Below are 25,845 nucleotides of genomic sequence, written 5' to 3' on the forward strand. Positions count from 1 at the left end.
TACATTCAGCTTCTTTTCTTTTAACCTGTTTTATATTCTATATATAACATTACAATCCCTTTGTCATATTATTTTAAAAATTTTGTATATTCATTTGAAAGAATAAGAAAATCATGATAAAATTGTGTTACAAATATATCTATATCTTTCAATTTTTAAAACGCATCGAAATTTTCACCCAAAAATGTCATTTTACAAAACCGTGCTAAATTATCTACTTTATTTACATCAGGGTCTCTTTTCTTACAATTTCTTTACTTTAGGAATGTTTTTCTGCAACAACTGTTTCCTTTTCTTTAATTTTTTGGTATGTATAATATGGTATAACAGCTCACACGGAGGTGGAAAAGAACATGTTAGAAACCTTTCAAAAAGAAATAGAACTATATGAAAGCAATGCAGAATTATTGAAAGTACTTGCTCATCCTGTTCGCTTATGTATTGTAAAAGGATTAATTGAACGTGGTCCAAGCAACGTTTCTACAATGTACACTGGCTTAAACATGCCACAATCTACAATTTCACAGCATTTAGCAAAGTTAAAAAGTGCTAAAATCGTTTCAAGTGAAAGAAAAGGATTAGAAATTTATTACAAAGTAGAAAACGAGACAATTATTCAACTCGTTCGCGTATTATTGGGTTAGGGACTCATAGACAGAGAAAAAGGACGTATTTTATATTTTTCATCTCATATCTTTAATATAAATATATATCATGAGAGGAAATATATGATGCTACATAAGTCGTATTGAAAAACAAGACACAGAACTATGCTGTGTCTTGTTTTTTTATATTTTCAAATACCGATCCAAGTGTAACTGTTGCATATGTTTCGTATGTATAACAACATCACATGCACTCCCTAATCCCCCACTCAAAATCATAGAATGAACTGCACGATTTTGTTTTTGAATTTCAGAAAAAGGATCCCTATCTTGATGATTCGTAAGCAGCTCTAGTATTCCTGCTGCTAACAAAAACTCAGATTGTTTCTTATGCCATACCATATTCATACCTTGCAGGCTAAACATTTCTTTCAGTTCATCCCAATGAATATGAGTAGTAAGATCCATTTCACCTGGATACGCTAAAGGATTACGAATTAACTTATGCTCGTAATATCCTCGTAAACTCCCTTCTTGATGTGCAGGATGCATCCATTCTTCTTTTGTATATCCATAATCAACTGTAATACATACACCTCGTTGAAACCATTTCGCAATTTCTTTTATATATTCTTCCATCGCAATTGGCACTTCAAAACGCTGGCCTTCAGCAAGATGAATATTATATTTCAATAAGTATCGACCAATTCTTTTATGTAACGGCCTACATACTTCTGCAAGTTTCCCTTCCTCTGTGTACGTAACACGTACTTCATACAATATTCCATTTCTCTTCTCAATTACTTCAACAGGAAATGCATCAAATAACTCATTCGAAAAAAGAATCCCCTCGAACGATTCTCCCATTTCACTATGCGACGTATAATATGACACATTAGAAAACGAACAAAGAGTTTTTTGCTGCAATTTTCTATGAAAAGGGCTCATTTCAATTATCGAATAGTTTAAATCAATAAAGGTTTCCGGTGATAATTGCTTCCATTCTTGTAAAACATCATAGGCAAACCTTCCTGTCCCCCCACCAATCTCACAAATATGTGGAACAACTTCACCATTTTCAACAAGACGAATAAAAAACTTAGCAAAGGTTTTTGCAAACACAGAGGATACGTTGCTACTTGTAAAAAAGTCCCCTTGTCTTCCTATTTTTTCACGTTCTTTCATATAATACCCATGTTCCTCTGCGTATAATGCGAGGTTCATATATGTACTGTATGAAATTGAATAATCCTTTTCTTTTTCCATCCATTCTTTTAAAATGAGCTCCATCTTCACACTAGCTCCTTACTGTAAAAATGGATTATTTTCTTTTTCAAAACCAATGCTTGTTTCTGGACCATGTCCACATAGCACCGCTGTTTCATCAGGTAATACAAATAATTTCTCTTCAATACTTCCAATCAATTCTGCAAAACTTCCACCAGGTAAATCTGTTCTTCCAATACTCATTTGGAACAATACATCTCCAGAAAATACAGCATTCGCCTCTTTACAGTAATAAGAAATACTGCCTGGAGAATGTCCTGGTGTCTCAAAAATTTCAAAGTTAAATGAACCAATTGCTAATGCACCTTCTGCATCAATAATATGATCTGCTGGTTTTGCTGTAATGCTGCGATTCATCATAAAGATTTGAGAACCATTTACAGTTGCATCGCCTAACCAATCTGCTTCTTCTTTATGTACGTACACAGGAATATGAAAAGCGTCTCTTACCGCATCAACAGCACCAATATGATCAAAGTGAGCATGTGTTAATAAAACAGCCAATGGCTTTAATTGTTCTTCTTGTAAATATGTAACGAGCTTCTCTCCTTCGTGACCAGGATCAAAGATAATACACTCATTTTGCTCATTCGTTAAAATATAAGCATTTGTTTGTAATGGGCCTAACGGCATTTGTATCCATTTCATATGAAAATCTCCTCCAATTATTAAACTTACTTTCCATGATACAACATTTTTTTCTCTTAGGAAAAGAAAGGATGCTATCTCGACAATCATTTTTAAAACATGTACAATATAAAAGAGTAAATATTCCAAAAACTCATATTAAGGAATGGGTAGACAGAGGAGGATATTGTATGGGCCTTGTTATTATTTTTACGCTTGTCACTCTGTTAGCTGTATTTGCTACGCTTAGAACACTTCGCGAAAAGAATTTTCTCGCGGGCGGCTTTGCAATTGCAACTGTACTCGTTTTCGGATGGTTTACAATCATGACTGTTCTATATAACGGGTACCCACCAGCAGCTTAATTCATTTACATGCTCGTCTTCATCAAGATTTCGCACAAAAAGAGGAAGGGTTTCCCCTTCCTCTTTTCATACTTCACAACTTATATCATCTTCGCTTCGTATTTGTGCTTTTTTACAAGCCAAGCTCCTCCGATAACACCTGCATCATTACCAAGTGTTGCAATAGCTAACTTCGTGCTCTTTACAGCACGTGAGAAAGCATATTGCTCAAAATAGCGTTGAATTGGTTCTAAAAGTGCATCTCCAGCTTTAGAAACACCTCCGCCAATAACGATTTTCTCTGGGTTCAACGTGCTAGAAAGGTTTGCTACAGCTAATCCTAAATAAGAAGCTACCTTTTCTACTACTTCGCCTGCTAGTTCATCACCTTGTCCATGTGCTTCAAATACGTCTTTTGATGTGATACGTCCTTCTTCTGCTAACATAGAACGTAGAATACTTTCTTTATCAGTCTCTTGTATTTTTTGCATAGCAACACGCACAATACCTGTTGCAGATGCTACAGTTTCTAGGCAACCAGACTTCCCACAATTACATGGGAAAGCATTCTCTGTAACGACTGTAATGTGTCCGATTTCACCAGCAGCACCGCTTACGCCGTGTACAATCTCTCCATTGGCAATTACACCGCCGCCAACACCAGTGCCAAGCGTCATACAAATTAAATCTTTTGCTCCTTCACCAGCACCTTTCCACATTTCACCAAGCGCTGCTAAGTTCGCATCATTATCAATAACCACAGGTAATCCTGTTTCTACTTCTAATAAATCTTTTAACGGATAGTTCCTCCATCCTAAGTTAACCGCTTCATAAATCATTCCAGACGCCACGTGTACAGGGCCAGGAGCTCCCATACCAATACCGATTAACTTACTTTTTAATTCGCCTAACTCTTCTAACTTTTTATCAATAGCTTTCGCTACATCAAGTGTAATATGTTTTCCTTGCTCATTTGTATTCGTAGGGATTTCCCACTTATGTAAAATTTCACCGTATACATTAATAAATGCTAATTTAATCGTTGTACCACCAAGGTCAACACCAACTAACCATTTCTCTTCCATGTTGCTTACCTACCTTTATCTAATTCTTATTTAGCTCTTTTTGAATTTCTTGCTTCAATAAAAATAAAGCTGTTTGATAGTCTTGTGGATCGATTAGCTGTGATTGATTTAATTCACGCAATTCATCTTGCATTAATTGTAAATCTGCAATTCGATCTCCCGTATAAATAATCGTACCAAATTTCTTTAGCAATTGCTGAATATCATATATAGATACCATTTCATCACCCTCTATGCTCACTTACTATAAAAAATTATAATAAGAAAACGTTCACATATTTTATTATAATCAAGAAGAAAAAGTCTCGTCAATTTTTATTTGTCTATACAAGCCCATTTTTAACCATTGTTCCTTTTTCTGTAATAATTTTTTCTACATTTTTATCAAACGGCTCTATTGGAATATGGTCTACCATTTGAAAACTATAAGCTAATGATAGCGTTTTCCCTTTATAATGCATGAGATAACGATCATAATAGCCACCACCATATCCAATCCGCTCTCCTCGCTCTGTATAAGCTACACCTGGTACAATTTGAAGGTCAATTTCATCTGCATTCACTTCTTCCGTAAACGCTGGAATTGGCTCACGTAAATTCATATACACTGTTTCTAACTGATCAAAATTGCTAATTTTCCTAAAGGACATTGTTCTTGCTTCTTTATTACACTTCGGAACGACAACTTTCTTTCCTTCTTCCCAAGCTTTTTCGATAATAGGATATGTATTCACTTCATTTTCCATTGAGAGAGTGATTCCAATTGTTTTAGCTTCAGCCCACTCTTTTTGCTCATACAACGAAAATGCTATTTGCTCTGATAAAGTTGTATACCGTTCTTTTGATAAAGAATTCATGTGCTCTATTATTTGTTTACGTAAACGTAGTTTCTCTTCTCTCACACATTTCCCCCCTCACAGTGATACTTTGCTCTACGATGATAGTGTATCACTTTTAAGAGAGGAATCGAATAAAAAAAGAAACAGTAGGAAAATATTCCTACTGCTTACTTTGTTTCACGGTGTAACGTAGACTTCTTGTCACGCTTGCAATACTTTTTAAGCTCGATACGCTCAGCGTTGTTACGTTTGTTTTTCTTTGAGATATAGTTACGATCTCCGCATTCTGTACATGCTAGAGTAATATTCACACGCATTCTTATTTCCCTCCAGTACTAATAACTTAAATCAGACTATACTATAATACCACTTTTAAAATAAAAATTCTACACCTTTTGATATTGTCTAATTTTTTCTATAAGATTTTTCATGTTTTCCCTTGCTATTACTGGGTTTCTAGCATGTGAATACACTAAAAATTTCGGTTGTTTTGTGTCAGAAACGATATAAGACCACTCTTTTTCGGTATATTTGAACTGTACTCCTTCAAATATGCCTTCTTCCTTCCTTTCGATATCAGCCAATAATTTCCTCATCACTTTCCCTTTTTCATTCCATGAACATACAACTTCATCACAAAGTAAATAAAGCGGCGGTGATTGCTCTACTATGCTGAGAAAGGTTTTTCCCTGCAATGCTATTAACTCGAATAATTTTCCAATTCGATATAAAATATCTCGCTTCCATCTCGCTTGAAACGATTTTTTTTCATCCTGCGTATAAAATAGAAGATAACATTCTCCTAATTTCAAAGACATTGGGTAAATATTTCCTGCCGATTCCAGTAATAAATCTGGAATATCAATCTCTTCAAAATCCGTCCCTTGGTAAATATTACTATGATTATCATATAACTCGAAATAATTTCCTTGCTCTGAAAACATAAGCGCCATATTTGCTTTACTTGATTTCATCAAAGCTTTCACATGATCCTTTTGTTCGCCCGCATAAATCCACGTAACTGTGCATCCGAGCCTTTGCAAAAAGAGCATAAGCAAATGTTGTAACATATCATTTCTCTTATTAATAAGAAGATGAAACTTCTGTTTTTTTATTTTCTCAATATCAATACGCTCTAATACAGCCTCTATATAATTATGTAAAGAAACGTGTACTAGCTTATTCCGCCCCATTTCCTTCTCACATACGTAATAAAACGACTCAGACATATACACTTGTTCTATCGCTTTTTGCTGCTTATACGTTAACTGTGCCCCATCCTTACCATACAACTTTATAACAATCTCTTTTTCTTTTTCCGCTTGAATGAAAACCCCGCCCGCACATTGCAAATCTTGAATGCTGTACTGAAAAAGTGATTCGTTCATTTCTTTGCATTCCATCGTATGAATCCCAATACCATGAATTGCATGAAGAAAAAGATTTTTATAAGAAGTCGTTTCTATATGTTCTTGACTCCCGATTAATATACTTTCCCCTTTGGCAAAAAGAGATCCGTACGCCATCGCAACCTTTACAATAAATTGAGGCGTAATCTCCACATTACCTCTTCCTACAATGCGGCTTTTTTGCAACCATCCTGCACTCTTCTCACTTTCTTGAACACCAGCCGATCCGACTACCGAATGACTATCAATCGCCTTATATGGCCATAGTTTTCCCTTTTGCTTAATTACCGTACTTTTCCCTATATGACAATGGTCCGCTACAATGCTTTTTTGAAACAATGTAACGTCATCTTCCACCATTGTATGTTCTCCTATTGTCGTTTCTAGTAACTCACAATATTTCCCAATGTGCGCATTTGCAAAAATAATACTCTTTTGAAGATGAGAATAACTTGAAACAACACTATTTTTCCCGATAATAGAGTATGGCTCAATTACAGATCCAGCACCAATTCTTGCTCCTTCACCAATAAAAGAAGGACCGTGAATTTTCGTTCCTTTTCCAATCGTTACCCCTTCTCCCATCCATACCATCGGTAATACTTCCGTATATGGAATAGGTACTTGCAATTTTTTCGTTAACAAATCAAATTGTGCTTGTCGATATTGATCAAATGTACCGATATCTAACCAGTAACCTTCTGACAAATATGCAAATAATGCGTTCTTATTTGCCAATAACGGAAACACATCTTGACTAAAATCAAAAAATTCTCGGGGCGGTATGTAAGAAAAAATTTCTGGCTCCATAATATATATACCTGTATTCACAATATTAGAGACTACTTCATTCCAACTCGGTTTTTCTATGTATCGTGTAACCTCTTGTTCTTTGTTCATTACAACTAAACCAAATGAGAGTGGATTTTCTACTTCCTTTACAAACATAGTTACCATTCTTTTCTTTTGTTCATGAAACGTAATTCCTTCTGATAATTGAAAATCAGTTAACGCATCCCCACTTATGACAACAAACGGTTCATCCAAAAATTTTTCCGCTTGTTTAATACTCCCTGCAGTTCCAAGCGGTGGAGAGTCTTCAAAGTAGTACAAGTTAACGCCCCATTTGCTACCGTCACCAAAATATTGCTTAATAGCCGTACTCATATACTGAACAGTAATTGCAATCTCACGTATACCATGCTGACGCAATAATTCAATGTTGTATTCTAAAACTGGCTTTTCTAATAATGGCAACATCGGCTTTGGAGTATTACATGTTAATGGTCTAAGGCGTCGTCCTTTTCCTCCAGCTAAAATAACCCCCTTCATATACTTCAGCCTCCACTTATATAATGTTCAGTAACTTCATATACGATATGTATATTATCTACCCAGCATTAACTAGCAGTATAAAATAAAGTGAAACTTTAATCAGTGGGGGTTTTCTTCATCCCCTACTGATTATTAGCCTTGACCAATCGGGCCGACAGGCAGTAAAGTTCCCCTTATATACATTCACCTTTCAACAACTGAAGAAAGCGCTTACTATTAACTTTTAAAATATTACTTAATAAGCGAATAACATATACGCCCTATTTTTTCCATTATATTATGATACATCTTATCATCATAAACTAAAGGAAACAACGAGCTTTTTTTGTCATGTTTTGACTAAAAAAAGCAGGTGATGTTTCACCTGCTTTTTTCTTTATTCATTTAATAAGTAATGCTTTCCCTTTACTAAATAAAAAACATTTTCAGCAATATTTGTAATATGGTCTGCTACACGTTCGATATATCTCGCTACAAAGGATAATTGTGTAATTTGTGTAATTGCTTCTGGTTGTTCTGGAACTGAAGATATAAATTCACGAATCGCTTTCCCATATATTTCATCAACAGAATCATCCATTTCGGCAATTTGCTTCGCAAAAGTTAAATTTTCTTGCTCATATGCATCTAGCGCTAACTGTAACATCTTATTTGCAATCGCAAACATCTCATCAAGATTGTGCAAACTAACAGACACGTCTTTTTCCCCGAGACGAATGGTTGATTTCGCAATATTAACAGCATGATCTGCAATACGTTCTAAATCTGTCGCTGTTTTAATTGAAATGAAAATCCTTCTTAAATCACTTGCTACAGGTTGCTGCTTCGTAATGAGCATAAGCGCAAGATCATTTATTTCCTCTTCTAAATTATCCATACGATAATCACCATCTATTACCTCTAACGCTTTCTCTACATCCTTTTTATGAAGCCCTTCCATAGCAAGCAATAAAGCTTCTCTCGCTAGTTCACCAAGCTCAATCACCTTTTGCTGTAACGTTTTTAAATCACATTGAAATTGTTCTCGTACCATTGTTTCTTCCCCCTCAATATTATGTGCCACTATATATAACTCTCCTACCTAGCCTACTTATAATAAGCCTTAAGATAGGAGAAGTATTACTTCTCTAATTTAAATGAGGTAAAAATAAGAAATACCCTCTGTTAAGAGGGTATTTGCTCTTAGCCTTGCTAGCGACATCAACCGAATCGGCCTGTAATATAATCTTCTGTACGCTTATCTGAAGGTGTCGTAAATAATTTATTTGTATCTGTATACTCCACAACTTCTCCACTTAAGAAGAAAGCAGTTTTATCTGAAATACGCGCAGCTTGTTGCATGTTATGCGTTACGATAACGATACTAAAATCTTTCTTTAACTCTTGAATTAATTCTTCTACTTTTAATGTTGAAATTGGATCTAGTGCCGATGTTGGCTCATCCATTAAAATAACGTCTGGTTCAATCGCTAAACAACGTGCGATACATAGACGCTGTTGCTGTCCACCAGATAAACCGTATGCATTATCATGCAAACGATCTTTTAACTCATCCCAAATCGCTGCTCCACGTAAACTTTTTTCAACAATTTCATCTAACGTTTTCTTGTCGCTAATACCATGAATTTTCGGGCCGTATGCTACATTTTCATAAATAGATTTTGGAAATGGATTTGGTTTTTGGAACACCATTCCTACATGTGTTCGTAATTCTTCAACTGGATATGATTTATCAAATATATTGCGCTCTCTATATTCAATTACGCCTGTAGTTCGCACGATTGGTACTAACTCTACCATACGATTTAATGTTTTTAAGTACGTTGATTTACCACAACCACTTGGCCCGATAATTGCTGTAACTTCATTCTCATGAATACTTAAGTTAATATCTTTTAAAGCATGGTCTTCTCCATACCATAAATTTAAGTTTTTCGTATCAAATACTACTTTCTTTGGCGCAGTCTCAATTTTCTCCTCGTTTTTCACCTGTACATTTACTACTGTTGCTACCATTTGAATTCCCCTTTCATCCATTTCCAACTTATTTTCGATTTCGTAACCATAGGACAACTATATTGATCAAGAGCAACAAACCTAACAAAACAATCATCCCAGCAGCTGCTACATACTGAAATTCTTCCTGTGGTCTACTCATCCAATTAAAAATTTGAATTGGTAAAACTGTAAATCTATCAAACATACTAAACGGAACATAATTTGCAAATGCAAGTGCCCCGATAACTAATAACGGTGCCGCTTCTCCAATCGCTCTTGATATCGCTAACGTACAACCTGTTATAATTCCTGGGAACGCATATGGCAATACAACTTGATACATCGTTTGCCACTTCGTAGCACCTAACCCGTAAGAAGCTTCTAATAATGACCTCGGTACAGATCGTATCGCTTCTTGACTCGCTACAACAACTGTCGGTAAGACGAGTAAGCTCATCGTCAGTGCCGCTGCAATAATACTCTCACCTAAATGAAGAGCGTATACAAAAATGGTTAAGCCGAGTAATCCAAATACGACGGAAGGTACTCCCGCTAACGTTTGATTATTAATTTCTATTACCTTTTTAAATATAGATTCCTTCGCATATTGCTCTAAATAAAGAGCAGTTCCGACCCCAAATATAAAGGAGAGTGGTATAACAATACTCATAAATAATATTGTTCCTGACAAAGCTGCAGCAATCCCAGCTTCTTTCGGATTACGCGAAGCGAAGTTTGTAAAGAAATCTAACGAAAGGTAACTGACACCTTTTTCAAAAATTTGAAAAAGTAAAATAAGCAGAATTACTATTGAAAACAAAATTGCCATATAAAATAACAATTTGTAAATTCGATCTTTTAAAAAACGTGATGCCATATTTTCTTGTATTTTTTTATGATTCAACATGCGCATATTATGTCACCCTCCTAAAGCGGCGCATAATAAACTGCGAAATGATGTTCATTATAAAAGTAAACAAGAATAACGTTGCGCCTACAGCGTACATGCTGTAATAAGTAAGTGTTCCATGCGGAGCATCACCTAAACTCACTTGCACAATATAAGCTGTTAACGTTTGAATAGAGTGTGTCGGATCGAGCGATACGTTCGGTGTGGACCCTGCTGCAATTACAACGATCATCGTTTCACCGATTGCTCTGGAAGCAGCTAATATAATTGCTGCCATAATCCCTGCGAAAGCTGAAGGAAACACGACTTGTTTTACCATCTCAAACCGAGTTGCTCCAAGTGCCAACGAAGCTTCTTTCGTTCCTTTTGCTACAGCTCTCATTGCATCTTCAGACAGAGATGCAATTGTAGGTATCATCATAAAGCCAATCACAATACCTGGACTAATCGCATTAAAAAACTGTAAATCAGGTATAATCCGTTGTAAAAGCGGTGTAACAACTGTTAATGCAAAAAAGCCATATACAATTGTCGGGATACCTGCTAATAGTTCTAACATCGGTTTTAATACTTTTCTCACACTGTTTGAAGCATATTCGCTTAAAAATACGGCACACGCTAAACCGATAGGAATTGCTACGAACATAGCGATTGCTGTTACAAGTACCGTTCCACATATAAGTGGTAATATACCGAATTTAGAATCTTCAAAAAAAGGTAACCATTCTTTTCCCGTCAAAAAGGAGTGTAATGGTATTTTTTGAAAAAACATTATTGTTTCATTAGAAAGCGTGAAAATAATTCCAAGTGTCGTCACAATCGACACGCTAGCAATTATTTTTAGTAATAATGGAACGATTCGATTGATTCGCTGCGTTTTTTTTCTATGTTTTGTATTTCTTTCAATCAAATGTTGTACAGAAAATGTAGTTTGACTTTTGTCATTATAAGCCAAAGATGAAAACCCCTTTCCACCCTGACATTACCTTTTTATTTCTGTTAACATCCGCAGCTGTTCATTGTATTTTTCTTTTGGTAATTTTACATATCCAACCTCTTCAGCAAGATTGCCAACATGCTGAATCATAAACTCAATATAGTTTGCTACATTCATTTTATTTCGGATAGATGCATGATTCACATAAGCAAATAGCGACCTAGATAACGGCTTATACTCACCTGATTGAATCGTATCTTTCGTCGGAAGTACACCATTTACTTTTATTGCTCTCACCTTATCTCGATTGGCCATATAATAAGCATATCCTACAAAAGCAATGGCATTTTTATCATTCATTACCCCTTGCATAATAACTTGATCATCTTCAGACAAAGAGACTTTTTTTACAATGCGATTATTTTGTAAGATGACGTTTTGAAAATAATCATACGTGCCAGAGTCTACACCTGGCGCATAAAACTTTACCTGTTCACGTGGCCATGATGAATGAATTTGTGACCATCGCTTTTCACTTGCATCTTCACTCCATAATAGACGTAACTCGTCTACCGTCATATTGTCTACCCAAGTATTTTGGCGATTCACAACGATTGTAAGACCATCGTAGGCAACTTCAAACGGTGTAAACTGAATGGAGTTTTTCTTCATTTCATTTTCTTCCACTTGTTTCATTACCCTCGAAGCATTATTTATATCCACTTCTCCTTTACTGAAACGATTAAATCCTCCTCCTGTTCCAGAAACACTGATGGAAATTTTCACGTTCGGATGCACCTTTGTATATTCCTCCGCTACTGCTTCTATAATAGGAAAAACCGTTGAGGATCCATCAACTCTCACTTCTCCCATTTCATTCACAGCAAATGCAGTAGACGTGCCAACATAACAGAAACATGTCGACAGTATGAAAACTTTAATCGATGCACTTATCCATTTCACGTGTTCTTCCTCCTAGAAGTAACCGGAAATAACAGGATTACAGATATAAGAATACTGCTAAACTATTAATTCGGTTTTAATTGTTTGTAAAAGTTTTGTAAAGTTCCACAAGAATCAACATTAGGTAAATTATTAATCTGTAGCCACCGTTCATCTTCACTAAGGATTGGTCCATAACTCCCATAGTGAATGCATACGTATTATTTGCGAGGTCCCTTAAAATTCCGATATAATCTGCTTGTCCACTTTATTAAAACGTATGCATGAACCATAAAAAAAAGCACACTATCTTTTCAGATAGTGTGCTTTTTTTACAACTTTTTTATTCATCATCTTGCTTTTTATTTTTCTTATCTATTTCCTCTTGTGTAGCTTCGCCATTTTCTACCTTTTTCAAATCAAAGTACGCGTCCATAATGTCACGACTAATATAACCGTTAATACCTGATTTATCATCTACCCAAGGTACAACAACAGAAAATGCTACTTCAGGGTCTTCAAGTGGCGCATAACCTACTAATGTTAAGTTATATGTTTCTTTACGCTCACCGTTTGCTTTTCTACCAATCTCTTTATCTCCGCCATACACAGTTTGAGCTGTACCTGTTTTACCAGCAGCTTTATATGATGCGCCTGTAAAGTATTTCGCAGCTGTACCACCAGACTCATTAAATACTTGTCTAAATCCTTCCTGAACACGTTTAATTTGTGATTCAGGCATATCAATACGGTTTAGTACTTTCGGTTCCATTGAGTGAACGACTTTTCCAACTTCGCCTTGTTTCGCTTCCGGTTGACGAATTTCTTTTACAACTTGCGGCTGCATACGGTAACCACCATTTGCAATTGTTGAAACATACTGTGCTAATTGAAGTGGTGTGTACGTGTCATACTGCCCAATTGATAAATCTAATAAGAAACCTGGCTGATTTCCTCTACCTGTTTGACCCGCAGATTCATTTGGTAAATCGATACCTGTTTTTACACCAAGTCCAAACTGTCCGAAATAATAACGCATCGTATCAAATGCTTTTTGTGGTATATCTAACGTACCACCTCTTACATATTGAACACCTGCGATATTCATCGCTGTTTTAAACATATATACGTTAGAAGACATTTTTAATGCTGTTAAATCATTAATGTATCCCATCGTCTTCCAAGAAGATTTTTGTGGCGTTCCCTTTAATCTGATTGGTTCATCAAGTTGAACTGAACCTGGTTGAATGGCACCTGTCTGATACCCAGTAAGTACTGTCGCACCTTTTACAGTTGATCCCATCGGATAAGAACTTGTCATCGTTCCTAATGCGAAATCTTGCACTTTCGTCTCGCCATTTTCTTCTACTAACTGTTTCCCTGCCATAGATAAAACTTCACCATTTTTTGGATTCATCATTACAACGAATGCGCGATCTAAAAGAGGTTGTCCCCCTTTATATCTCAATAAATTTTTCGTGATAATTTCTTCTACACGCTTTTGTAATTCCATATCAATTGTTAAATTCAGATTGTTACCACTTTGCCCTTTTGATACATTAATCGTTTCTAAAATATTACCGTTTTTATCCGTAATATTTCTCACTTCCGCTTTATTACCGTGCAAACTATCTTCATATTGCTGCTCAAGATAGCTTTTCCCTACGCGGTCATTTCGATTATAATCACGAACAAGATAGTAATCTAGTCTTTCTCTCGGTAAACCTTCGTCAGAAGTTGTTACACCTCCAAGTACACTTCGGAACAAATCGCCATCATATGCATATTTTCGTTCCCAATCGACACTTGTATCTACTCCCGGCAATTGCGCTAAATTTTCACTAATAATCGCATATTCCTCATCTGTAGCATCCTTTTTAATGACTTGTGGCGTCATCGCATATCCGCCGTCCATTTTGCTTTTAATCGCTAGCACTTCTAAATCTTTTGCAGATAATTGATTCACTTCTTCTTCCGTCACGCGATTTCGTTGACGCTCATCTAATTCTTTATCGTCAATTTTTTTATCTTTAAACTCTTGACGATCCTTTTTCGTAATTTTTTCTTGCGCTTCTTCTTTATGAATAGCAAGCCAATAATCTTTTTTATCGCGATCTGTTAATTTATCTGTCGGTACTTCAATCAAATCTGCTAATTTTTTCGCTGTTTCTAAGCGAGCCTCTGCAGTTGATCCTTTCATTTTTGTAAATGTAATCGTACGTACAGCTGCATTATCTACTACAGGTCGCCCATAACGGTCAAATATTTTCCCACGTGGTACAGGATTACTTATCGTCGAGTTTTCTTTCCTCTCCACTTCATTCTTATATTCCTCACCGCGAACAATTTGTACATATCCAAGCCTTACAATAACCGCGGAGAACATTAAAAACACGCAGAAAAACAGCACGTTTAACCGAAAAGGAACGTGAGTCTTTTTCTTTTGTTGTTTCTGCTTCTTACCCATACAAACCCCCTCTACCAACAGCTATGTAATTTGAAAGGGACACCTTCATACAGGTGTCCTCACTGCTGTCTTACATCTTTTTCTATTCTAGCATAAAACAAACGATAAGTTAACCTTCTGGTTCTGTTTGATTCTGCGTGGTTCCTTGTGCTACAACACTTGTGTTCCCTGCATTTCCTTCATCATATTTGACATTTTTAACTGCAAAATAAATAAGAAAATGTCCAGCACCTAAAATACATAGTAAGAAAGGTAAACTCTTTTCAGGCGGAAAGAATAATACAGCACATAAAAAACTTAAAACTGAACAAATTCTCCCAGCATTTAACCATAATTCTCGGACAACAACATACTCTACACGCCACTCTCTCGCATTTTTCGCTCTACCAATTACATCATATGTCATCGATCCATATGGAACGAGTAAAATAGGGTATGCAATCGCAATGCATGCTGCATAAATAAGTAATTTTGTGTATGTAACATTGAATATAACTAAAAATACGACAGCATATAAAATAATGCCTCCAAGTAAAATTGCTTTTTTTCGCCACTCTTTCTTTAACATACGAGCAACTAAATAGTAACATACAAATGATACAGCAGAATTTACTAAGCTATATTTCCCTAATGCAAGCTCACTATCGGTTGCTAAGTACACGTATACTGAAATAACAAAAATGAATGTTCCCTCTCTCAATCCTTGGAAAAAATGAGCACGTGTAATTCTCCCCCAATTTTTATCAATCCGTCGCTCTTTCAAAACTTGTGTAACCTCATAACGACCTTCACATTCTCTCTTAGATACAAAAAAGCTTAAAACGACAGCAATTGCAAATAACAGTAACGAGAGGAAGAATACGACCGTATAACCACTCCACTTTTCCATACGTGAAATTGTGTATCCAGCTGCTATCGGTCCAATCATGCCAGAGAAGGATGTAAGAAGCCCAAGAAACCCGTTAAAGAAATCTCTTGTTTCTGGTTCTGTAATCTCAAATGTTAATAAATTAAACGCGAGCCAGTAAAAACCATATCCGACTCCTAAAAGAGCCCCCATTAATAAAATATAGTGAGAAGCGCTTTTTCCCGCTACTAAAACAACGATAAAAAAAATTGCTAACGTGCCTACGCCTATTCGTAACAAGATCGAGCGATCAATACGCTTCGCTAATTTCCCACCTATAAGAAATGTGAGGGGCTGCAATACAACGCTGGCCAAATTATACAAGCCGAGATTCACATAATTTTGTGTTTGTTTCCATAAATAAATGTTAACAAACGTATTCGATAAAGAAATTGCGAGCGTGTATAAACCTCCAATAAGGAGTAATAACACTAAATCCCGATTCACTTCAACATCACCAATTATATGTTTCCACTTCATACACAACTCTCCTTTACTTCATGTTCTAGTCTTCCAAAGACAAGCCCAATTATGTAAAAGGAAAGCATAGAAAAAAGCTAGGAGCATTCTCCTAGCTTTTTCTATCGTTATTACAATTATTTTGCTTCTTGGTAACGTTTTTCAGCAGCGTTCCAATCTACAACGTTCCAGAATGCACCGATGTAGTCTGGACGACGGTTTTGATAATTTAAGTAGTAAGCATGTTCCCAAACATCTAAACCGATAACTGGAGTTTTACCTTCAGTTAGAGGAGAATCTTGGTTTGGCGTGCTTGTTACTTCTAACTCACCATTATTTACTACTAACCAAGCCCAACCAGAACCGAAGCGAGTTGCGCCAGCTTTTGCGAATTCTTCTTTGAATGCATCGAAGCTACCGAATTTCGCTTCAATTGCAGTTGCAAGTTCGCCTACTGGTTGTCCACCGCCGTTTGGAGATAAGATCGTCCAGAAGAATGTGTGGTTAGCATGTCCGCCACCATTGTTACGTACTGCTGTACGAATTGCTTCTGGTACTTCGTTTAAGTTTGCAACTAATTCTTCTACGCTTTTGTCAGCTAATTCTGCATGACCTTCTAAAGCAGCGTTTAAGTTTGTGATGTACGTGTTATGGTGTTTTGTATGATGGATGTTCATTGTTTCTTTGTCAAAGTGAGGCTCTAAAGCATCATACGCATAAGGTAAATTTGGTAATTCGTGTTTTGCCATTGTTATATTCCTCCCAGTTTATGTATTGCCACTTAAGTGACATACAACTACATTCTACCCTAATTGCCATAGGGTGCAAACAAATAAATCACATTGTCTTGCTATCATTAAAGTAGCAAAATTCCCACTTCTTTTCAATTAAAATGCTCATATATTTCATAAAAAAAGCCCCCTTCTACAAGGAAGCTTCCTACTGACATAATAAACACGTGAAATGGATATGGACCCTGTAGGACTCGAACCTACGACCGGACGGTTATGAGCCGTCTGCTCTAACCAGCTGAGCTAAGGGTCCACAATTATGTATGTAACAATACATCAAATAAAGGAATTCCTATCGGATATATCCTTTAAGAAATGTAAGATAAATTTACCATATAGAAAAGAAAAGTGTCAATTGTATTTTTCTCATTTAAAAGAAGAAAATTAATAAAAAGAAATTTAGTTGTCTCTACTATATGTAAATATAATATATCTTGAGATTCCCTAGATTCCTACGTTACAATGATTTTATACATACATAAAGGAAGTGAATCTATGTCCATATTTACCCAATTAGTCAAAAGCGTATATTCGCCTAAAGATATGGCGCTATTCCGTTTTCAAAAAATCGGAAAAACCATTTTGTATATTATGCTACTTTGTCTAATCACTACTATTCCAAGAACATTCTTTTACGGTAGCTTTATCCAAGATAGTGTTACTATGGTAAATCAAGCAATTGAAAAAGATTTACCTGATTTTAAAATCGAAAATGGTGAACTAAAAGCTGATATTGAACAACCTATTCAAAAAGAAGAGGGAGATGCTCTTTTCGTATTTGATCCAAATACAACAGATATCGAAAAGTATCAAAATAAAACTGGTTTATTTATTTTAAAAGATAAAGTAGTTTCTATAGGAAATGGCCAGACGCAAACATACTCCTACAATGATTTATTAGGCACATCTCTTGAGAAAAAAGATTTGCAAGATTTCATTTCAGTATTCGATAGTATTTATCCAATTTTACTAGCTGTTATCGGCGTGTTAGTATATCTATTCCAATTGTTCATTACTTTCTTAGGAATTACTTTACTTGCGTTTATCGGTTCTGCTATGAGTGGTCAACGTAAATTATCTTATAAGCAAGTATGGACGTTAACTGCTTACAGCTACACAATTCCAACAATCTTCTTTATGATTATGGATTTATTCAAAATCGTTGTACCTGGTTCAACATTCATTTATATCGCAGTTGTTTTAATTGTTCTATACTTAACAATTAAAGAAATTCCAAAACCGAACGAAAAAAATGTCTAAATAGGCATTTTTTTTTTGGACAAGCATATATTCCTAGCAAAGGAGTGAAGAATATGAAGAGATTAGGTATATTCTTATTTGTGCTTGTTCTTGGTTATATATTTTATTACGATATAAAGATTGGCACTTTGCCGATGTTAAGTTCATATAAAAAGACAAATGCGGCCGAAACGATAAAACAAGAAAGTACAAATACAAAACAAAAAAAAGAAAACAAAGCGGAAAAAGAAACAGATGTCACTTATAAAACAATTGAAGTCAAAACAGGTGATACGGTTCTTTCCATTACAGAAGCGATTAATAAGAAAAAAATTCCTTCTATCGAAAAAGTAATTGATGATTTTAAACAATTAAATAAAAATACACCTGCTACAAAAATACAACTTGGAAAGTCTTATAAATTCCCGTTATATCAATAAGCAATCACTTAATCCTTGTCAATTACATAAAGGCGCTGATACAATAGTAAAAGTGAAACCGAGCACTTCGGTTTCTATAGCCCTGTATCACGTATACTATCATTGATATAAGGGACTAAATAAGAAACTTCTTTTATAAGGAGAGCGATCTATTCGTGAATGAAATGACTCATCGTACAAAAACACGTCCAGTTAAAGTCGGTAATTTAACAATTGGCGGTAATAATGAATTAATTATACAAAGTATGACAACAACAAAAACACATGATGTTGAAGCAACAGTTGCTGAAATTAAACGTTTAGAAGAAGCTGGCTGTCAAGTCGTGCGTGTTGCTGTTCCAGACGAACGCGCAGCAAATGCTATTGCTGATATTAAAAAACAAATCAACATTCCACTTGTTGCTGATATTCATTTTGATTATCGCCTTGCTTTAAAAGCAATTGAAGGCGGCATTGATAAAGTACGTATCAATCCAGGTAACATTGGTCGTCGCCATAAAGTAGAAGCTGTTGTAAATGCAGCAAAAGAACGTGGTATTCCAATCCGTATCGGTGTAAACGCAGGTTCATTAGAGCGTCACATTTTGGAAAAGTACGGATACCCAACTGCAGATGGTATGGTTGAGAGCGCCCTACATCACATTAAAATTTTAGAGGACTTAGATTTCCATGATATTATCGTATCTATGAAAGCCTCTGATGTTAACTTGGCAATTGAAGCATACGAAAAAGCTGCACGTGCTTTTGATTATCCACTACATTTAGGTATCACAGAATCTGGAACGTTATTTGCCGGAACTGTAAAAAGTGCCGCTGGTCTTGGAGCAATCTTAAGTAAAGGCATCGGAAATACACTACGTATTTCATTAAGTGCTGACCCAGTTGAAGAAGTAAAAGTTGCGCGTGAACTATTAAAGTCATTCGGCCTTGCATCTAATGCAGCAACACTTATTTCTTGTCCAACTTGCGGTCGTATTGAAATTGATTTAATTAGTATCGCTAACGAAGTGGAAGAGTATATTTCTACACTACAAGTACCAATTAAAGTTGCAGTACTTGGCTGCGCTGTAAATGGTCCTGGTGAAGCTCGTGAAGCTGATATCGGTATTGCCGGCGCGCGCGGAGAAGGACTATTATTCCGTAAAGGGCAAGTCGTTCGTAAAGTACCAGAAGAAATAATGGTAGAAGAACTGAAAAAAGAAATCGACGTAATTGCTGCTGAAATGGCTGCTGAACGAGAAAAAGAAAAAGAAACACAAGAACAATAAAATAAAAAGAAGGTTGCCCACAACATTTGTGAGCAACCTTCTTTTCTACGTAAAAAAGCTCGTCAGTTATAGAACTGACGAGCTTTTACTTTGCACATTTTGGACAACGGCCATATATTTCAAACTTATGACCAGTTACTTCATAACCGTTAAAATCTTTATTCATAAAATCCATCGGGCAAGAAGTAATCTCTTTCGTCCCTCCACAATCTAAACAAATAAAATGATGATGATGTTCCATAATAGAACATGTAAAACGAAAATGTTTTTCACCGTTTAATTCCGTTTGTTCTAAAACACCGATTTCAGCAAACACCGTTAAGTTACGATAAATCGTGTCAAAACTAAGACCTGGATAATCATCCTTCATATGCTCTAAAACGTCTTTCGCCGTTAAATAACGATTGTGAGCTGCAAATAACCTGAGCATTTCTTCCCTTTTCCCAGTATGTTTGTATCCTTTATCTTTCATTAGGCGTAAAGCTTCTGTTAGATTCATATCTATCCCTACTTTATGCAGTTTTTTTCTTTTTCCATAAAATCGCACCAATTAAAATAAGAACCGCTATCATAACAATTGTACCACCTGGTGCTAAATCAAGTTGATACGAAGCAAACATTCCACCAATTACTGCAATTTCACCAAATAAAATGGAGAAGAAAATTGTTTGTTTAAATCCATTCGCAATACGAATACTTGCTGCAACTGGTAACGTCATTAATGATGATACGAGAAGAACCCCTACTACACGCATTGATACCGCAATGACAAGCGCAACCAATATAATGAAAATAAAGTGAATCCACTTTGCACTCAAACCGGTTGATACAGCGTATTCCTCATCGAACGATAGTAAAAATAGCTCTTTGTATAATAAAGTAATCGTTACAATAACAACAATTGCTACAATGCCAATGATTATTAAATCCGTACTTGTTACAGCACTTACACTACCAAATAAATAACTAAATAAATCTGTGTTAAATCCATTTGCAAGTGAAATAAAAATAACGCCAATCCCCATTCCTGCTGAAAGAATAATTGGAATTGCTAATTCTTGATAATGTTTATATACAGTACGTAGTTTTTCAATAAGTAACGCCCCACCCATAGAAAAAATCATACCCATATATAACGGATTTAAAAATCCTCCTGTGAAAATTGTTTTTTCTAGTAATAAACTTGCAGCAATACCTGATAATGTCACGTGACTTAACGCATCTGCAATAAGCGACATACGACGAATGACAACAAATACACCGATAAGTGGCGCAACAAGTCCTATTAAAATCCCTGCATATAAAGAGTTACGTAAAAAGTCATATTGTAAAAAATCTTGTATCATTATATCCTCCCGTGATGCTCATGCTCGTGTTCTAAACGATGAACATGATGTCCATATAAGACGGACATTTCTGCATCTTCTAACTCTCGGAACTTTTCTACATTTCCATGGAAATGTAAATGTTGGTTTAAGCATGCAACATGTGTTACCTTCTCGGTAACAGCTCCCATATCATGCGTAACGAGAATTAATGTAATTCCTAGCCTTTTGTTTAAATCCTCTAATATCTCATAAAAACTTTCTACATTCTTCACATCGATTCCAACAGTGGGCTCGTCCAAAATAAGTAATTCAGGATCACTAACGAGCGCACGAGCAATAAATACGCGCTGTTGTTGTCCACCAGAAAGTTCTCCAATATTACGTCCTTGAAACTCACTCATTCCTACATCAGCAATCGCTTTTTCTACCTTTTTCTTATCGTTTTTCGTAAAAAAGCGAAACAACCCTTTTTTCGAAACGAGTCCCATTGACACAACTTCAAACACAGTTGCCGGAAAACCAGAATTAAAGCTATTTGCCTTTTGCGACACATAACCAACTTTGTTCCATTCTTTAAACTTCTTACTATCAACACCAAACAAACGAATGCTTCCCTGTTTTGGCTTTAAAACGCCTAATAAACATTTTAGCAAAGTTGATTTCCCTGAACCATTTGGCCCAACTAAACCTAAAAAAGCTCCCTTCGGAACTTGCAAATTTATATCTTCTAACACATTTCGATCTTCATATCGAAATGACAATCCTTCTATTTCTAATATATTATTCATAGCATCTCACCTATTTTAATTCAGAATGATTCCGATTTATATCTATTTGAATTATAGTACAGCTTATTATAGTTGTAAACCAATCTGCCTAAAATATATCTACTTTTTCAAGAAATCTTACTATTATAACAAAAAGCAGAGAAAAATTCTCTGCTTTCAAAAGATATTATAAATAATTTTTTAGTGAATGGCTGATTTAAACTTACCACCATTTGTCTCTTGTGTACTCATAATCGTAACAAACGCATTCGCATCAATTTCATACACAATTGATTTTAGCTTTGTCACTTCTAGACGTGTTACAACTGCATAAATCACTTCTTTTTCTTTATCCGTGTAACCGCCTTTCGCTACAAGCTTTGTAGTTCCACGACCAAGACGATGTAAAATCGCATTTGATACTTCCTCATATTGATCTGATACAATTAAAACAGCTTTCGTTTCATCTAAACCTTGAATGACTGTATCAATTGTTTTGAATGCAATGTAGTACGTCATAACAGAATACATCGCTTGTTCAACACCAAATACAAATGCTGCCCATGCAAAAATAAATAAGTTCACAAACATTACAAATTCGCCAACGGAGAAAGGTAATTTCTTCGTTAATAAAATACCCATAATTTCTGTTCCGTCCATTGATCCACCATGACGAATAACGAGCCCTACACCAAGACCTAAAATAAGACCACCAAACACTGTAGCTAAAATTGGCTCTGTTGTAAATGGCGGCACAGCATGTAACGTTGATTCAATAAACGCTAAAGCTACAATACCGAACGCCGAAGATAGCATGAACGTTTTTCCGATTTGCTTATAACCCGAATACATAAATGGGATATTGAGAATAACGACCAAAGTAGAAAAACTTAACCACCAAATATTAGGAGTAAGATAATCTAATATAAGAGAAATACCAATAATTCCACCGTCAATAATTTTATTTGGCATTAAAAATAATTCAATTGCTACTGCTGCGCATGCTGCCCCAAAAATAATCATAACTAAACGATAAATAAGATGGATAACACTTTCTTTTCGATGTTGCTTTTGCTCCATAAGTCCTCCCTATACTCTTTTTCTATAGTTTTGTCCTTATATTATAACATACGCTTCTTTTTCTCATGAAAAAAGAAACTCTATACGAATATGTACAAGCTACGTACTCATATATTTCGATAGAAGAACGTGTGAAGGAGGATAACTCGATGAACCTCATTAAACAACTTGTAAATAAAAAATTAAATCATATTTCTACAAAGGAATTATTGAAATATAGTAAAGAATATGACGTTCCAATTACGACTGCACAAGCTGATCAAATTGTTGGACTTATGAAAGGAAAGAATATTAACATTTACGATAATGACGAACGACTAGCGCTCTTAAAACAAATAGCTCAAGTAACCTCGCCCGCTACTGCCCAACAAGTAAATACTTTATTTCAGCAACTACTAAAATAAGGAGGGGATATTCCCCTCCTTATTGCTTATTGCGCTTTAATTTTCTCAAGAAGTCCTTCATCAAAAGTACCATTTTTCAGCATTTCGATTTCTAATTTATACGGTGGCTTCTTATCTTTTTTATCTTCACCTACATATGGCGTTTCCAGAATTTTTGGTACGTGCGTTAACTGCGGATGATGCACAATATGATGCAACGCTTTATAGCCAATATGACCGAAACCGATATTTTCATGACGGTCTTTTCCTGCGCCGCGTACATTTTTACTATCATTAATATGAAGTACTTGTAAACGATCGATACCAACAATCTTATCAAATTCGTTTAATACACCATCAAAGTCATTTACAATGTCATATCCTGCATCGTGCGTATGGCATGTATCAAAGCATACGGATAGTTTTTCATTATATTTTACACCATCAATAATTTTTGCAATTTCTTCAAAGCTACGGCCGCATTCTGTTCCTTTTCCTGCCATCGTTTCTAACGCAATGTTCACCGTCTGATCTGGCGTTAATACTTCATTCAGTCCTTTAATAATTTGTTGAATACCAGCGTCTGCCCCTGCACCAACGTGCGCACCTGGGTGAAGAACGATTTGTTTCGCCACACCTAATGCTGATGTCCTCTCAATTTCCATACGAAGGAAATCTACACCTAATTGGAATGTTTCTGGCTTCGTCGTATTTCCAACATTAATAATATATGGCGCATGTACGATAATCTCTTCGATACCGTTTTGTTCCATATGTTTTCTTCCTGCTTCTATGTTCAATTCTTCAATTGGTTTTCTTCTTGTATTTTGCGGTGCACCTGTATAAATCATAAACGTCGTTGCACCGTATGAAACAGCCTCTTCACTTGCTGCTAATAACATTTTCTTACCACTCATAGAAACATGAGATCCAATCTTTAACATACAATCACCTCTTCAATATACAATAGATATAATGATAGCATAATTTGTAGAAATATGTAGTGAATTGTTTTTTCCATTCTCCACTGATTATTATCCCCGTAAATAGCGGGATAAAAAAAGATAAGGGAAATCCCTTATCTTTTTTTATTGCTATATTTTCTTTTCACTTTGTCACGTTCTGTTGCAAGTTTACGTTTATAGTTTGGTTTTACTTTTTTCGGTTTTTTAACAACTTTCGTTGCCATAACATCAAGTTCATCATTTGGTTTTTTACGGCTCTTACGACGACGACGTTCACCTAAATCCACCCACTCATCTCCGCGTAAATCTACATGTTTAAACTCGATATGACGTTGTTTTTCTAAACTATCTAACGCTTCTTCGTTTGCTGGATCATAAATCGTCACTGCAATACCTGAATAGCCTGCGCGTGCTGTTCTTCCAACACGGTGAACGAAGAAATCTAAATCTGATGGAAGTTCATAATTAATAACATGACTAATTCCTTCAATATCAATACCACGTGCTGCTAAATCAGTTGCAACAATATATTGGAATTCAAGGTCACGAATTTGTTTCATCATTTTTTTACGATCACGAGGTGATAAATCTCCGTGAATTCGTCCAACTTTTAAGCCGCGTTCCGTTAATCCGTCAGCAACTTGATCTGCCATTTTCTTCGTATTCGTGAAAACAACTGCTAAATACGGTTTAAATTGTAGTAACATTCTTTTCACTAAATCGATTTTGTTACGATGTTTAGAAGGCACTAAATAATGCTCAATATTTCCAGCCGCAACTTGTTTTGGATTGATATGAATATGCTCTGGATTCTCCATGTATTTCTTCAGAAACGGTTTTAGTTTTTGAGGAATTGTTGCAGAGAAAACTAACATTTGCAAGTTTTTAGGCATGCGTGCTGCAATCTTGTCTACATCATGAATGAATCCCATATCAAGCATTAAGTCTGCTTCATCGACAATAATTGTATTTGCTTTATGAACAAACAGTGCTTGTTCTTCTACTAAGTCTTTAATACGTCCTGGCGTTCCAACTACAATATGAGGTTGTTTTTTCAACTTTTCAATTGATCGTTGTTTATCAGTTCCACCAATTAAACAACGTGCTGTAATCATTTGATCTTCCGCACAGAACTTTGTTAATTTCACGATTTCTTCGTAAATTTGTTGTGCTAACTCACGAGTAGGCGCTGTAATAACAAGTTGTACTTCTTCACGACCTGGGTTAATTCTGTTCAATGTAGGAAGTAAGTATGCATGTGTTTTCCCAGAACCTGTTTGGGATTGTCCAATTACACTTACACCTTTTTTCACGACCGGGAAAATTTTCTGTTGAATTCCTGTCGGCTCTGTAAAGCGTAGTTCACGAACTGCATCTATTAAAAATGGTTTAAAATCATACTGTGTAAAAGTTTGTTGTGTCATAAGTTACAC

At 35.6% G+C, this 25,845-nt stretch carries 27 protein-coding genes and 1 tRNA gene; 6 read left to right on the forward strand and 22 right to left on the reverse strand.

What is annotated here, in order from left to right; all coding sequences use genetic code 11:
* The first annotated feature begins 353 nt into the window (after positions 1–353).
* The gene (locus PDQ68_RS03220; protein ID WP_000894375.1) at positions 354–644 is read left to right on the forward strand and encodes an ArsR/SmtB family transcription factor; all 291 of its coding nucleotides are present in this window, start codon (positions 354–356) and stop codon (positions 642–644) included.
* Between the two features lie 144 nt (positions 645–788).
* On the opposite strand, the gene PDQ68_RS03225 is transcribed toward PDQ68_RS03220, so the two are convergent.
* Positions 789–1,901, reverse strand: a complete 1,113-nt coding sequence (locus PDQ68_RS03225) for a class I SAM-dependent methyltransferase (protein WP_041184701.1) — start codon at positions 1,899–1,901, stop codon at positions 789–791.
* A gap of 9 nt (positions 1,902–1,910) precedes the next feature.
* Complete coding sequence (locus tag PDQ68_RS03230; RefSeq protein WP_000871248.1) at positions 1,911–2,540, reverse strand: MBL fold metallo-hydrolase; 630 nt, start codon at positions 2,538–2,540, stop codon at positions 1,911–1,913.
* Positions 2,541–2,710: 170 nt separating this feature from the next.
* On the opposite strand from PDQ68_RS03230, the gene PDQ68_RS03235 reads away from it, so the two are divergent.
* Positions 2,711–2,884, forward strand: a complete 174-nt coding sequence (locus PDQ68_RS03235; protein WP_000524853.1) for a DUF2759 domain-containing protein — start codon at positions 2,711–2,713, stop codon at positions 2,882–2,884.
* A gap of 80 nt (positions 2,885–2,964) precedes the next feature.
* Here PDQ68_RS03235 and glcK read toward each other — a convergent pair whose 3' ends face one another.
* From glcK to PDQ68_RS03305, 14 genes are all read right to left on the reverse strand, one after another.
* Positions 2,965–3,948 (reverse strand): glucokinase, encoded by a 984-nt coding sequence (glcK, locus tag PDQ68_RS03240; RefSeq protein WP_061184070.1) that lies wholly within the window; start codon positions 3,946–3,948, stop codon positions 2,965–2,967.
* Positions 3,949–3,967: 19 nt separating this feature from the next.
* Positions 3,968–4,168: a YqgQ family protein gene (locus tag PDQ68_RS03245; protein ID WP_000253699.1), complete on the reverse strand. Its 201-nt coding sequence runs from the start codon at positions 4,166–4,168 to the stop codon at positions 3,968–3,970.
* Positions 4,169–4,271: 103 nt separating this feature from the next.
* The gene (locus tag PDQ68_RS03250) at positions 4,272–4,850 is read right to left on the reverse strand and encodes a 5-formyltetrahydrofolate cyclo-ligase (RefSeq protein WP_061184071.1); all 579 of its coding nucleotides are present in this window, start codon (positions 4,848–4,850) and stop codon (positions 4,272–4,274) included.
* A 104-nt stretch (positions 4,851–4,954) separates the two neighbouring features.
* Positions 4,955–5,104 carry a 50S ribosomal protein L33 gene (gene rpmG, locus PDQ68_RS03255; RefSeq protein ID WP_001265616.1) on the reverse strand — a complete coding sequence of 50 codons (150 nt, stop codon included), beginning with the start codon at positions 5,102–5,104 and terminating at the stop codon, positions 4,955–4,957.
* Between the two features lie 69 nt (positions 5,105–5,173).
* Positions 5,174–7,528, reverse strand: coding sequence for a sugar phosphate nucleotidyltransferase (locus PDQ68_RS03260; protein ID WP_061184072.1), 2,355 nt, complete (start codon positions 7,526–7,528; stop codon positions 5,174–5,176).
* A 379-nt stretch (positions 7,529–7,907) separates the two neighbouring features.
* Positions 7,908–8,564, reverse strand: a complete 657-nt coding sequence (gene phoU, locus PDQ68_RS03265; RefSeq protein ID WP_000251231.1) for a phosphate signaling complex protein PhoU — start codon at positions 8,562–8,564, stop codon at positions 7,908–7,910.
* Between the two features lie 167 nt (positions 8,565–8,731).
* Positions 8,732–9,547: a phosphate ABC transporter ATP-binding protein gene (gene pstB / locus PDQ68_RS03270; RefSeq protein ID WP_000226683.1), complete on the reverse strand. Its 816-nt coding sequence runs from the start codon at positions 9,545–9,547 to the stop codon at positions 8,732–8,734.
* Positions 9,548–9,575: 28 nt separating this feature from the next.
* Positions 9,576–10,442 carry a phosphate ABC transporter permease PstA gene (gene pstA, locus PDQ68_RS03275; RefSeq protein ID WP_001242545.1) on the reverse strand — a complete coding sequence of 289 codons (867 nt, stop codon included), beginning with the start codon at positions 10,440–10,442 and terminating at the stop codon, positions 9,576–9,578.
* A gap of 1 nt (position 10,443) precedes the next feature.
* Positions 10,444–11,394, reverse strand: coding sequence for a phosphate ABC transporter permease subunit PstC (gene pstC / locus PDQ68_RS03280; protein ID WP_061184073.1), 951 nt, complete (start codon positions 11,392–11,394; stop codon positions 10,444–10,446).
* 27 nt (positions 11,395–11,421) lie between these two features.
* A complete protein-coding gene (gene phoX / locus PDQ68_RS03285; protein WP_016718489.1) occupies positions 11,422–12,339 on the reverse strand; it encodes a phosphate ABC transporter substrate-binding protein PhoX in 918 nt (305 codons plus the stop codon).
* 322 nt (positions 12,340–12,661) lie between these two features.
* The gene (locus PDQ68_RS03290; RefSeq protein WP_000516829.1) at positions 12,662–14,785 is read right to left on the reverse strand and encodes a peptidoglycan D,D-transpeptidase FtsI family protein; all 2,124 of its coding nucleotides are present in this window, start codon (positions 14,783–14,785) and stop codon (positions 12,662–12,664) included.
* Positions 14,786–14,894: 109 nt separating this feature from the next.
* Positions 14,895–16,172, reverse strand: coding sequence for an MFS transporter (locus PDQ68_RS03295; RefSeq protein WP_016718490.1), 1,278 nt, complete (start codon positions 16,170–16,172; stop codon positions 14,895–14,897).
* Between the two features lie 116 nt (positions 16,173–16,288).
* On the reverse strand, positions 16,289–16,900 hold the full coding sequence (gene sodA, locus PDQ68_RS03300) for a superoxide dismutase [Mn] (protein WP_001052031.1): 612 nt from the start codon (positions 16,898–16,900) through the stop codon (positions 16,289–16,291).
* 221 nt (positions 16,901–17,121) lie between these two features.
* Positions 17,122–17,195 (reverse strand) — tRNA-Ile (locus tag PDQ68_RS03305).
* Between the two features lie 242 nt (positions 17,196–17,437).
* On the opposite strand from PDQ68_RS03305, the gene PDQ68_RS03310 reads away from it, so the two are divergent.
* The 3 genes from PDQ68_RS03310 (at position 17,438) to ispG (ending at position 19,889) form a co-directional block, all read left to right on the forward strand.
* Positions 17,438–18,202, forward strand: a complete 765-nt coding sequence (locus PDQ68_RS03310) for a DUF1189 domain-containing protein (protein WP_061184075.1) — start codon at positions 17,438–17,440, stop codon at positions 18,200–18,202.
* Positions 18,203–18,255: 53 nt separating this feature from the next.
* A complete protein-coding gene (locus PDQ68_RS03315) occupies positions 18,256–18,621 on the forward strand; it encodes a hypothetical protein (RefSeq protein WP_000825406.1) in 366 nt (121 codons plus the stop codon).
* Positions 18,622–18,785: 164 nt separating this feature from the next.
* Positions 18,786–19,889 carry a flavodoxin-dependent (E)-4-hydroxy-3-methylbut-2-enyl-diphosphate synthase gene (gene ispG / locus PDQ68_RS03320; protein ID WP_011040674.1) on the forward strand — a complete coding sequence of 368 codons (1,104 nt, stop codon included), beginning with the start codon at positions 18,786–18,788 and terminating at the stop codon, positions 19,887–19,889.
* 85 nt (positions 19,890–19,974) lie between these two features.
* Here the strand turns inward: ispG and PDQ68_RS03325 are convergent, their stop codons facing one another.
* The 4 genes from PDQ68_RS03325 to PDQ68_RS03340 form a co-directional block, all read right to left on the reverse strand.
* On the reverse strand, positions 19,975–20,388 hold the full coding sequence (locus tag PDQ68_RS03325) for a Fur family transcriptional regulator (protein ID WP_001054512.1): 414 nt from the start codon (positions 20,386–20,388) through the stop codon (positions 19,975–19,977).
* A gap of 13 nt (positions 20,389–20,401) precedes the next feature.
* Positions 20,402–21,235 (reverse strand): metal ABC transporter permease, encoded by an 834-nt coding sequence (locus PDQ68_RS03330; protein ID WP_000613827.1) that lies wholly within the window; start codon positions 21,233–21,235, stop codon positions 20,402–20,404.
* The gene (locus PDQ68_RS03335) at positions 21,235–22,005 is read right to left on the reverse strand and encodes a metal ABC transporter ATP-binding protein (RefSeq protein WP_001059653.1); all 771 of its coding nucleotides are present in this window, start codon (positions 22,003–22,005) and stop codon (positions 21,235–21,237) included. Before PDQ68_RS03335 ends, PDQ68_RS03330 begins: the two co-directional genes overlap by 1 nt.
* A 180-nt stretch (positions 22,006–22,185) precedes the next feature.
* Positions 22,186–23,064, reverse strand: coding sequence for a YitT family protein (locus PDQ68_RS03340; RefSeq protein WP_000435958.1), 879 nt, complete (start codon positions 23,062–23,064; stop codon positions 22,186–22,188).
* Positions 23,065–23,213: 149 nt separating this feature from the next.
* Between PDQ68_RS03340 and PDQ68_RS03345 the strand changes: the two genes are divergently transcribed.
* Positions 23,214–23,468 (forward strand): DUF2624 domain-containing protein, encoded by a 255-nt coding sequence (locus PDQ68_RS03345; RefSeq protein WP_001048963.1) that lies wholly within the window; start codon positions 23,214–23,216, stop codon positions 23,466–23,468.
* Between the two features lie 26 nt (positions 23,469–23,494).
* On the opposite strand, the gene PDQ68_RS03350 is transcribed toward PDQ68_RS03345, so the two are convergent.
* Together PDQ68_RS03350 and PDQ68_RS03355 are read right to left on the reverse strand one after the other, a co-directional pair.
* Positions 23,495–24,391 (reverse strand): deoxyribonuclease IV, encoded by an 897-nt coding sequence (locus PDQ68_RS03350; protein WP_000912466.1) that lies wholly within the window; start codon positions 24,389–24,391, stop codon positions 23,495–23,497.
* A 134-nt stretch (positions 24,392–24,525) separates the two neighbouring features.
* Complete coding sequence (locus PDQ68_RS03355; RefSeq protein ID WP_000194029.1) at positions 24,526–25,836, reverse strand: DEAD/DEAH box helicase; 1,311 nt, start codon at positions 25,834–25,836, stop codon at positions 24,526–24,528.
* Between the last annotated feature and the right edge of the window lie 9 nt (positions 25,837–25,845).

Origin of the sequence: Bacillus cereus group sp. Bc010 (assembly GCF_027716745.1) — a bacterium.
Taxonomy (GTDB): Bacteria; Bacillota; Bacilli; order Bacillales; family Bacillaceae_G; genus Bacillus_A; species Bacillus_A pacificus.

Bases quoted from the DNA above. Each gene is read 5' to 3' on its own strand.
- PDQ68_RS03220 (WP_000894375.1), top strand. From the start codon at position 354: ATGTTAGAAACCTTTCAAAAAGAAATAGAACTATATGAAAGCAATGCA.
- PDQ68_RS03230 (WP_000871248.1), bottom strand. From the start codon at position 2,540: ATGAAATGGATACAAATGCCGTTAGGCCCATTACAAACAAATGCTTAT.
- PDQ68_RS03235 (WP_000524853.1), top strand. From the start codon at position 2,711: ATGGGCCTTGTTATTATTTTTACGCTTGTCACTCTGTTAGCTGTATTT.
- glcK (WP_061184070.1), bottom strand. From the start codon at position 3,948: ATGGAAGAGAAATGGTTAGTTGGTGTTGACCTTGGTGGTACAACGATT.
- PDQ68_RS03245 (WP_000253699.1), bottom strand. From the start codon at position 4,168: ATGGTATCTATATATGATATTCAGCAATTGCTAAAGAAATTTGGTACG.
- rpmG (WP_001265616.1), bottom strand. From the start codon at position 5,104: ATGCGTGTGAATATTACTCTAGCATGTACAGAATGCGGAGATCGTAAC.
- PDQ68_RS03260 (WP_061184072.1), bottom strand. From the start codon at position 7,528: ATGAAGGGGGTTATTTTAGCTGGAGGAAAAGGACGACGCCTTAGACCA.
- phoU (WP_000251231.1), bottom strand. From the start codon at position 8,564: ATGGTACGAGAACAATTTCAATGTGATTTAAAAACGTTACAGCAAAAG.
- pstB (WP_000226683.1), bottom strand. From the start codon at position 9,547: ATGGTAGCAACAGTAGTAAATGTACAGGTGAAAAACGAGGAGAAAATT.
- pstA (WP_001242545.1), bottom strand. From the start codon at position 10,442: ATGCGCATGTTGAATCATAAAAAAATACAAGAAAATATGGCATCACGT.
- PDQ68_RS03290 (WP_000516829.1), bottom strand. From the start codon at position 14,785: ATGGGTAAGAAGCAGAAACAACAAAAGAAAAAGACTCACGTTCCTTTT.
- PDQ68_RS03295 (WP_016718490.1), bottom strand. From the start codon at position 16,172: ATGAAGTGGAAACATATAATTGGTGATGTTGAAGTGAATCGGGATTTA.
- sodA (WP_001052031.1), bottom strand. From the start codon at position 16,900: ATGGCAAAACACGAATTACCAAATTTACCTTATGCGTATGATGCTTTA.
- PDQ68_RS03310 (WP_061184075.1), top strand. From the start codon at position 17,438: ATGTCCATATTTACCCAATTAGTCAAAAGCGTATATTCGCCTAAAGAT.
- PDQ68_RS03315 (WP_000825406.1), top strand. From the start codon at position 18,256: ATGAAGAGATTAGGTATATTCTTATTTGTGCTTGTTCTTGGTTATATA.
- ispG (WP_011040674.1), top strand. From the start codon at position 18,786: ATGACTCATCGTACAAAAACACGTCCAGTTAAAGTCGGTAATTTAACA.
- PDQ68_RS03325 (WP_001054512.1), bottom strand. From the start codon at position 20,388: ATGAATCTAACAGAAGCTTTACGCCTAATGAAAGATAAAGGATACAAA.
- PDQ68_RS03330 (WP_000613827.1), bottom strand. From the start codon at position 21,235: ATGATACAAGATTTTTTACAATATGACTTTTTACGTAACTCTTTATAT.
- PDQ68_RS03335 (WP_001059653.1), bottom strand. From the start codon at position 22,005: ATGAATAATATATTAGAAATAGAAGGATTGTCATTTCGATATGAAGAT.
- PDQ68_RS03340 (WP_000435958.1), bottom strand. From the start codon at position 23,064: ATGGAGCAAAAGCAACATCGAAAAGAAAGTGTTATCCATCTTATTTAT.
- PDQ68_RS03345 (WP_001048963.1), top strand. From the start codon at position 23,214: ATGAACCTCATTAAACAACTTGTAAATAAAAAATTAAATCATATTTCT.
- PDQ68_RS03350 (WP_000912466.1), bottom strand. From the start codon at position 24,391: ATGTTAAAGATTGGATCTCATGTTTCTATGAGTGGTAAGAAAATGTTA.
- PDQ68_RS03355 (WP_000194029.1), bottom strand. From the start codon at position 25,836: ATGACACAACAAACTTTTACACAGTATGATTTTAAACCATTTTTAATA.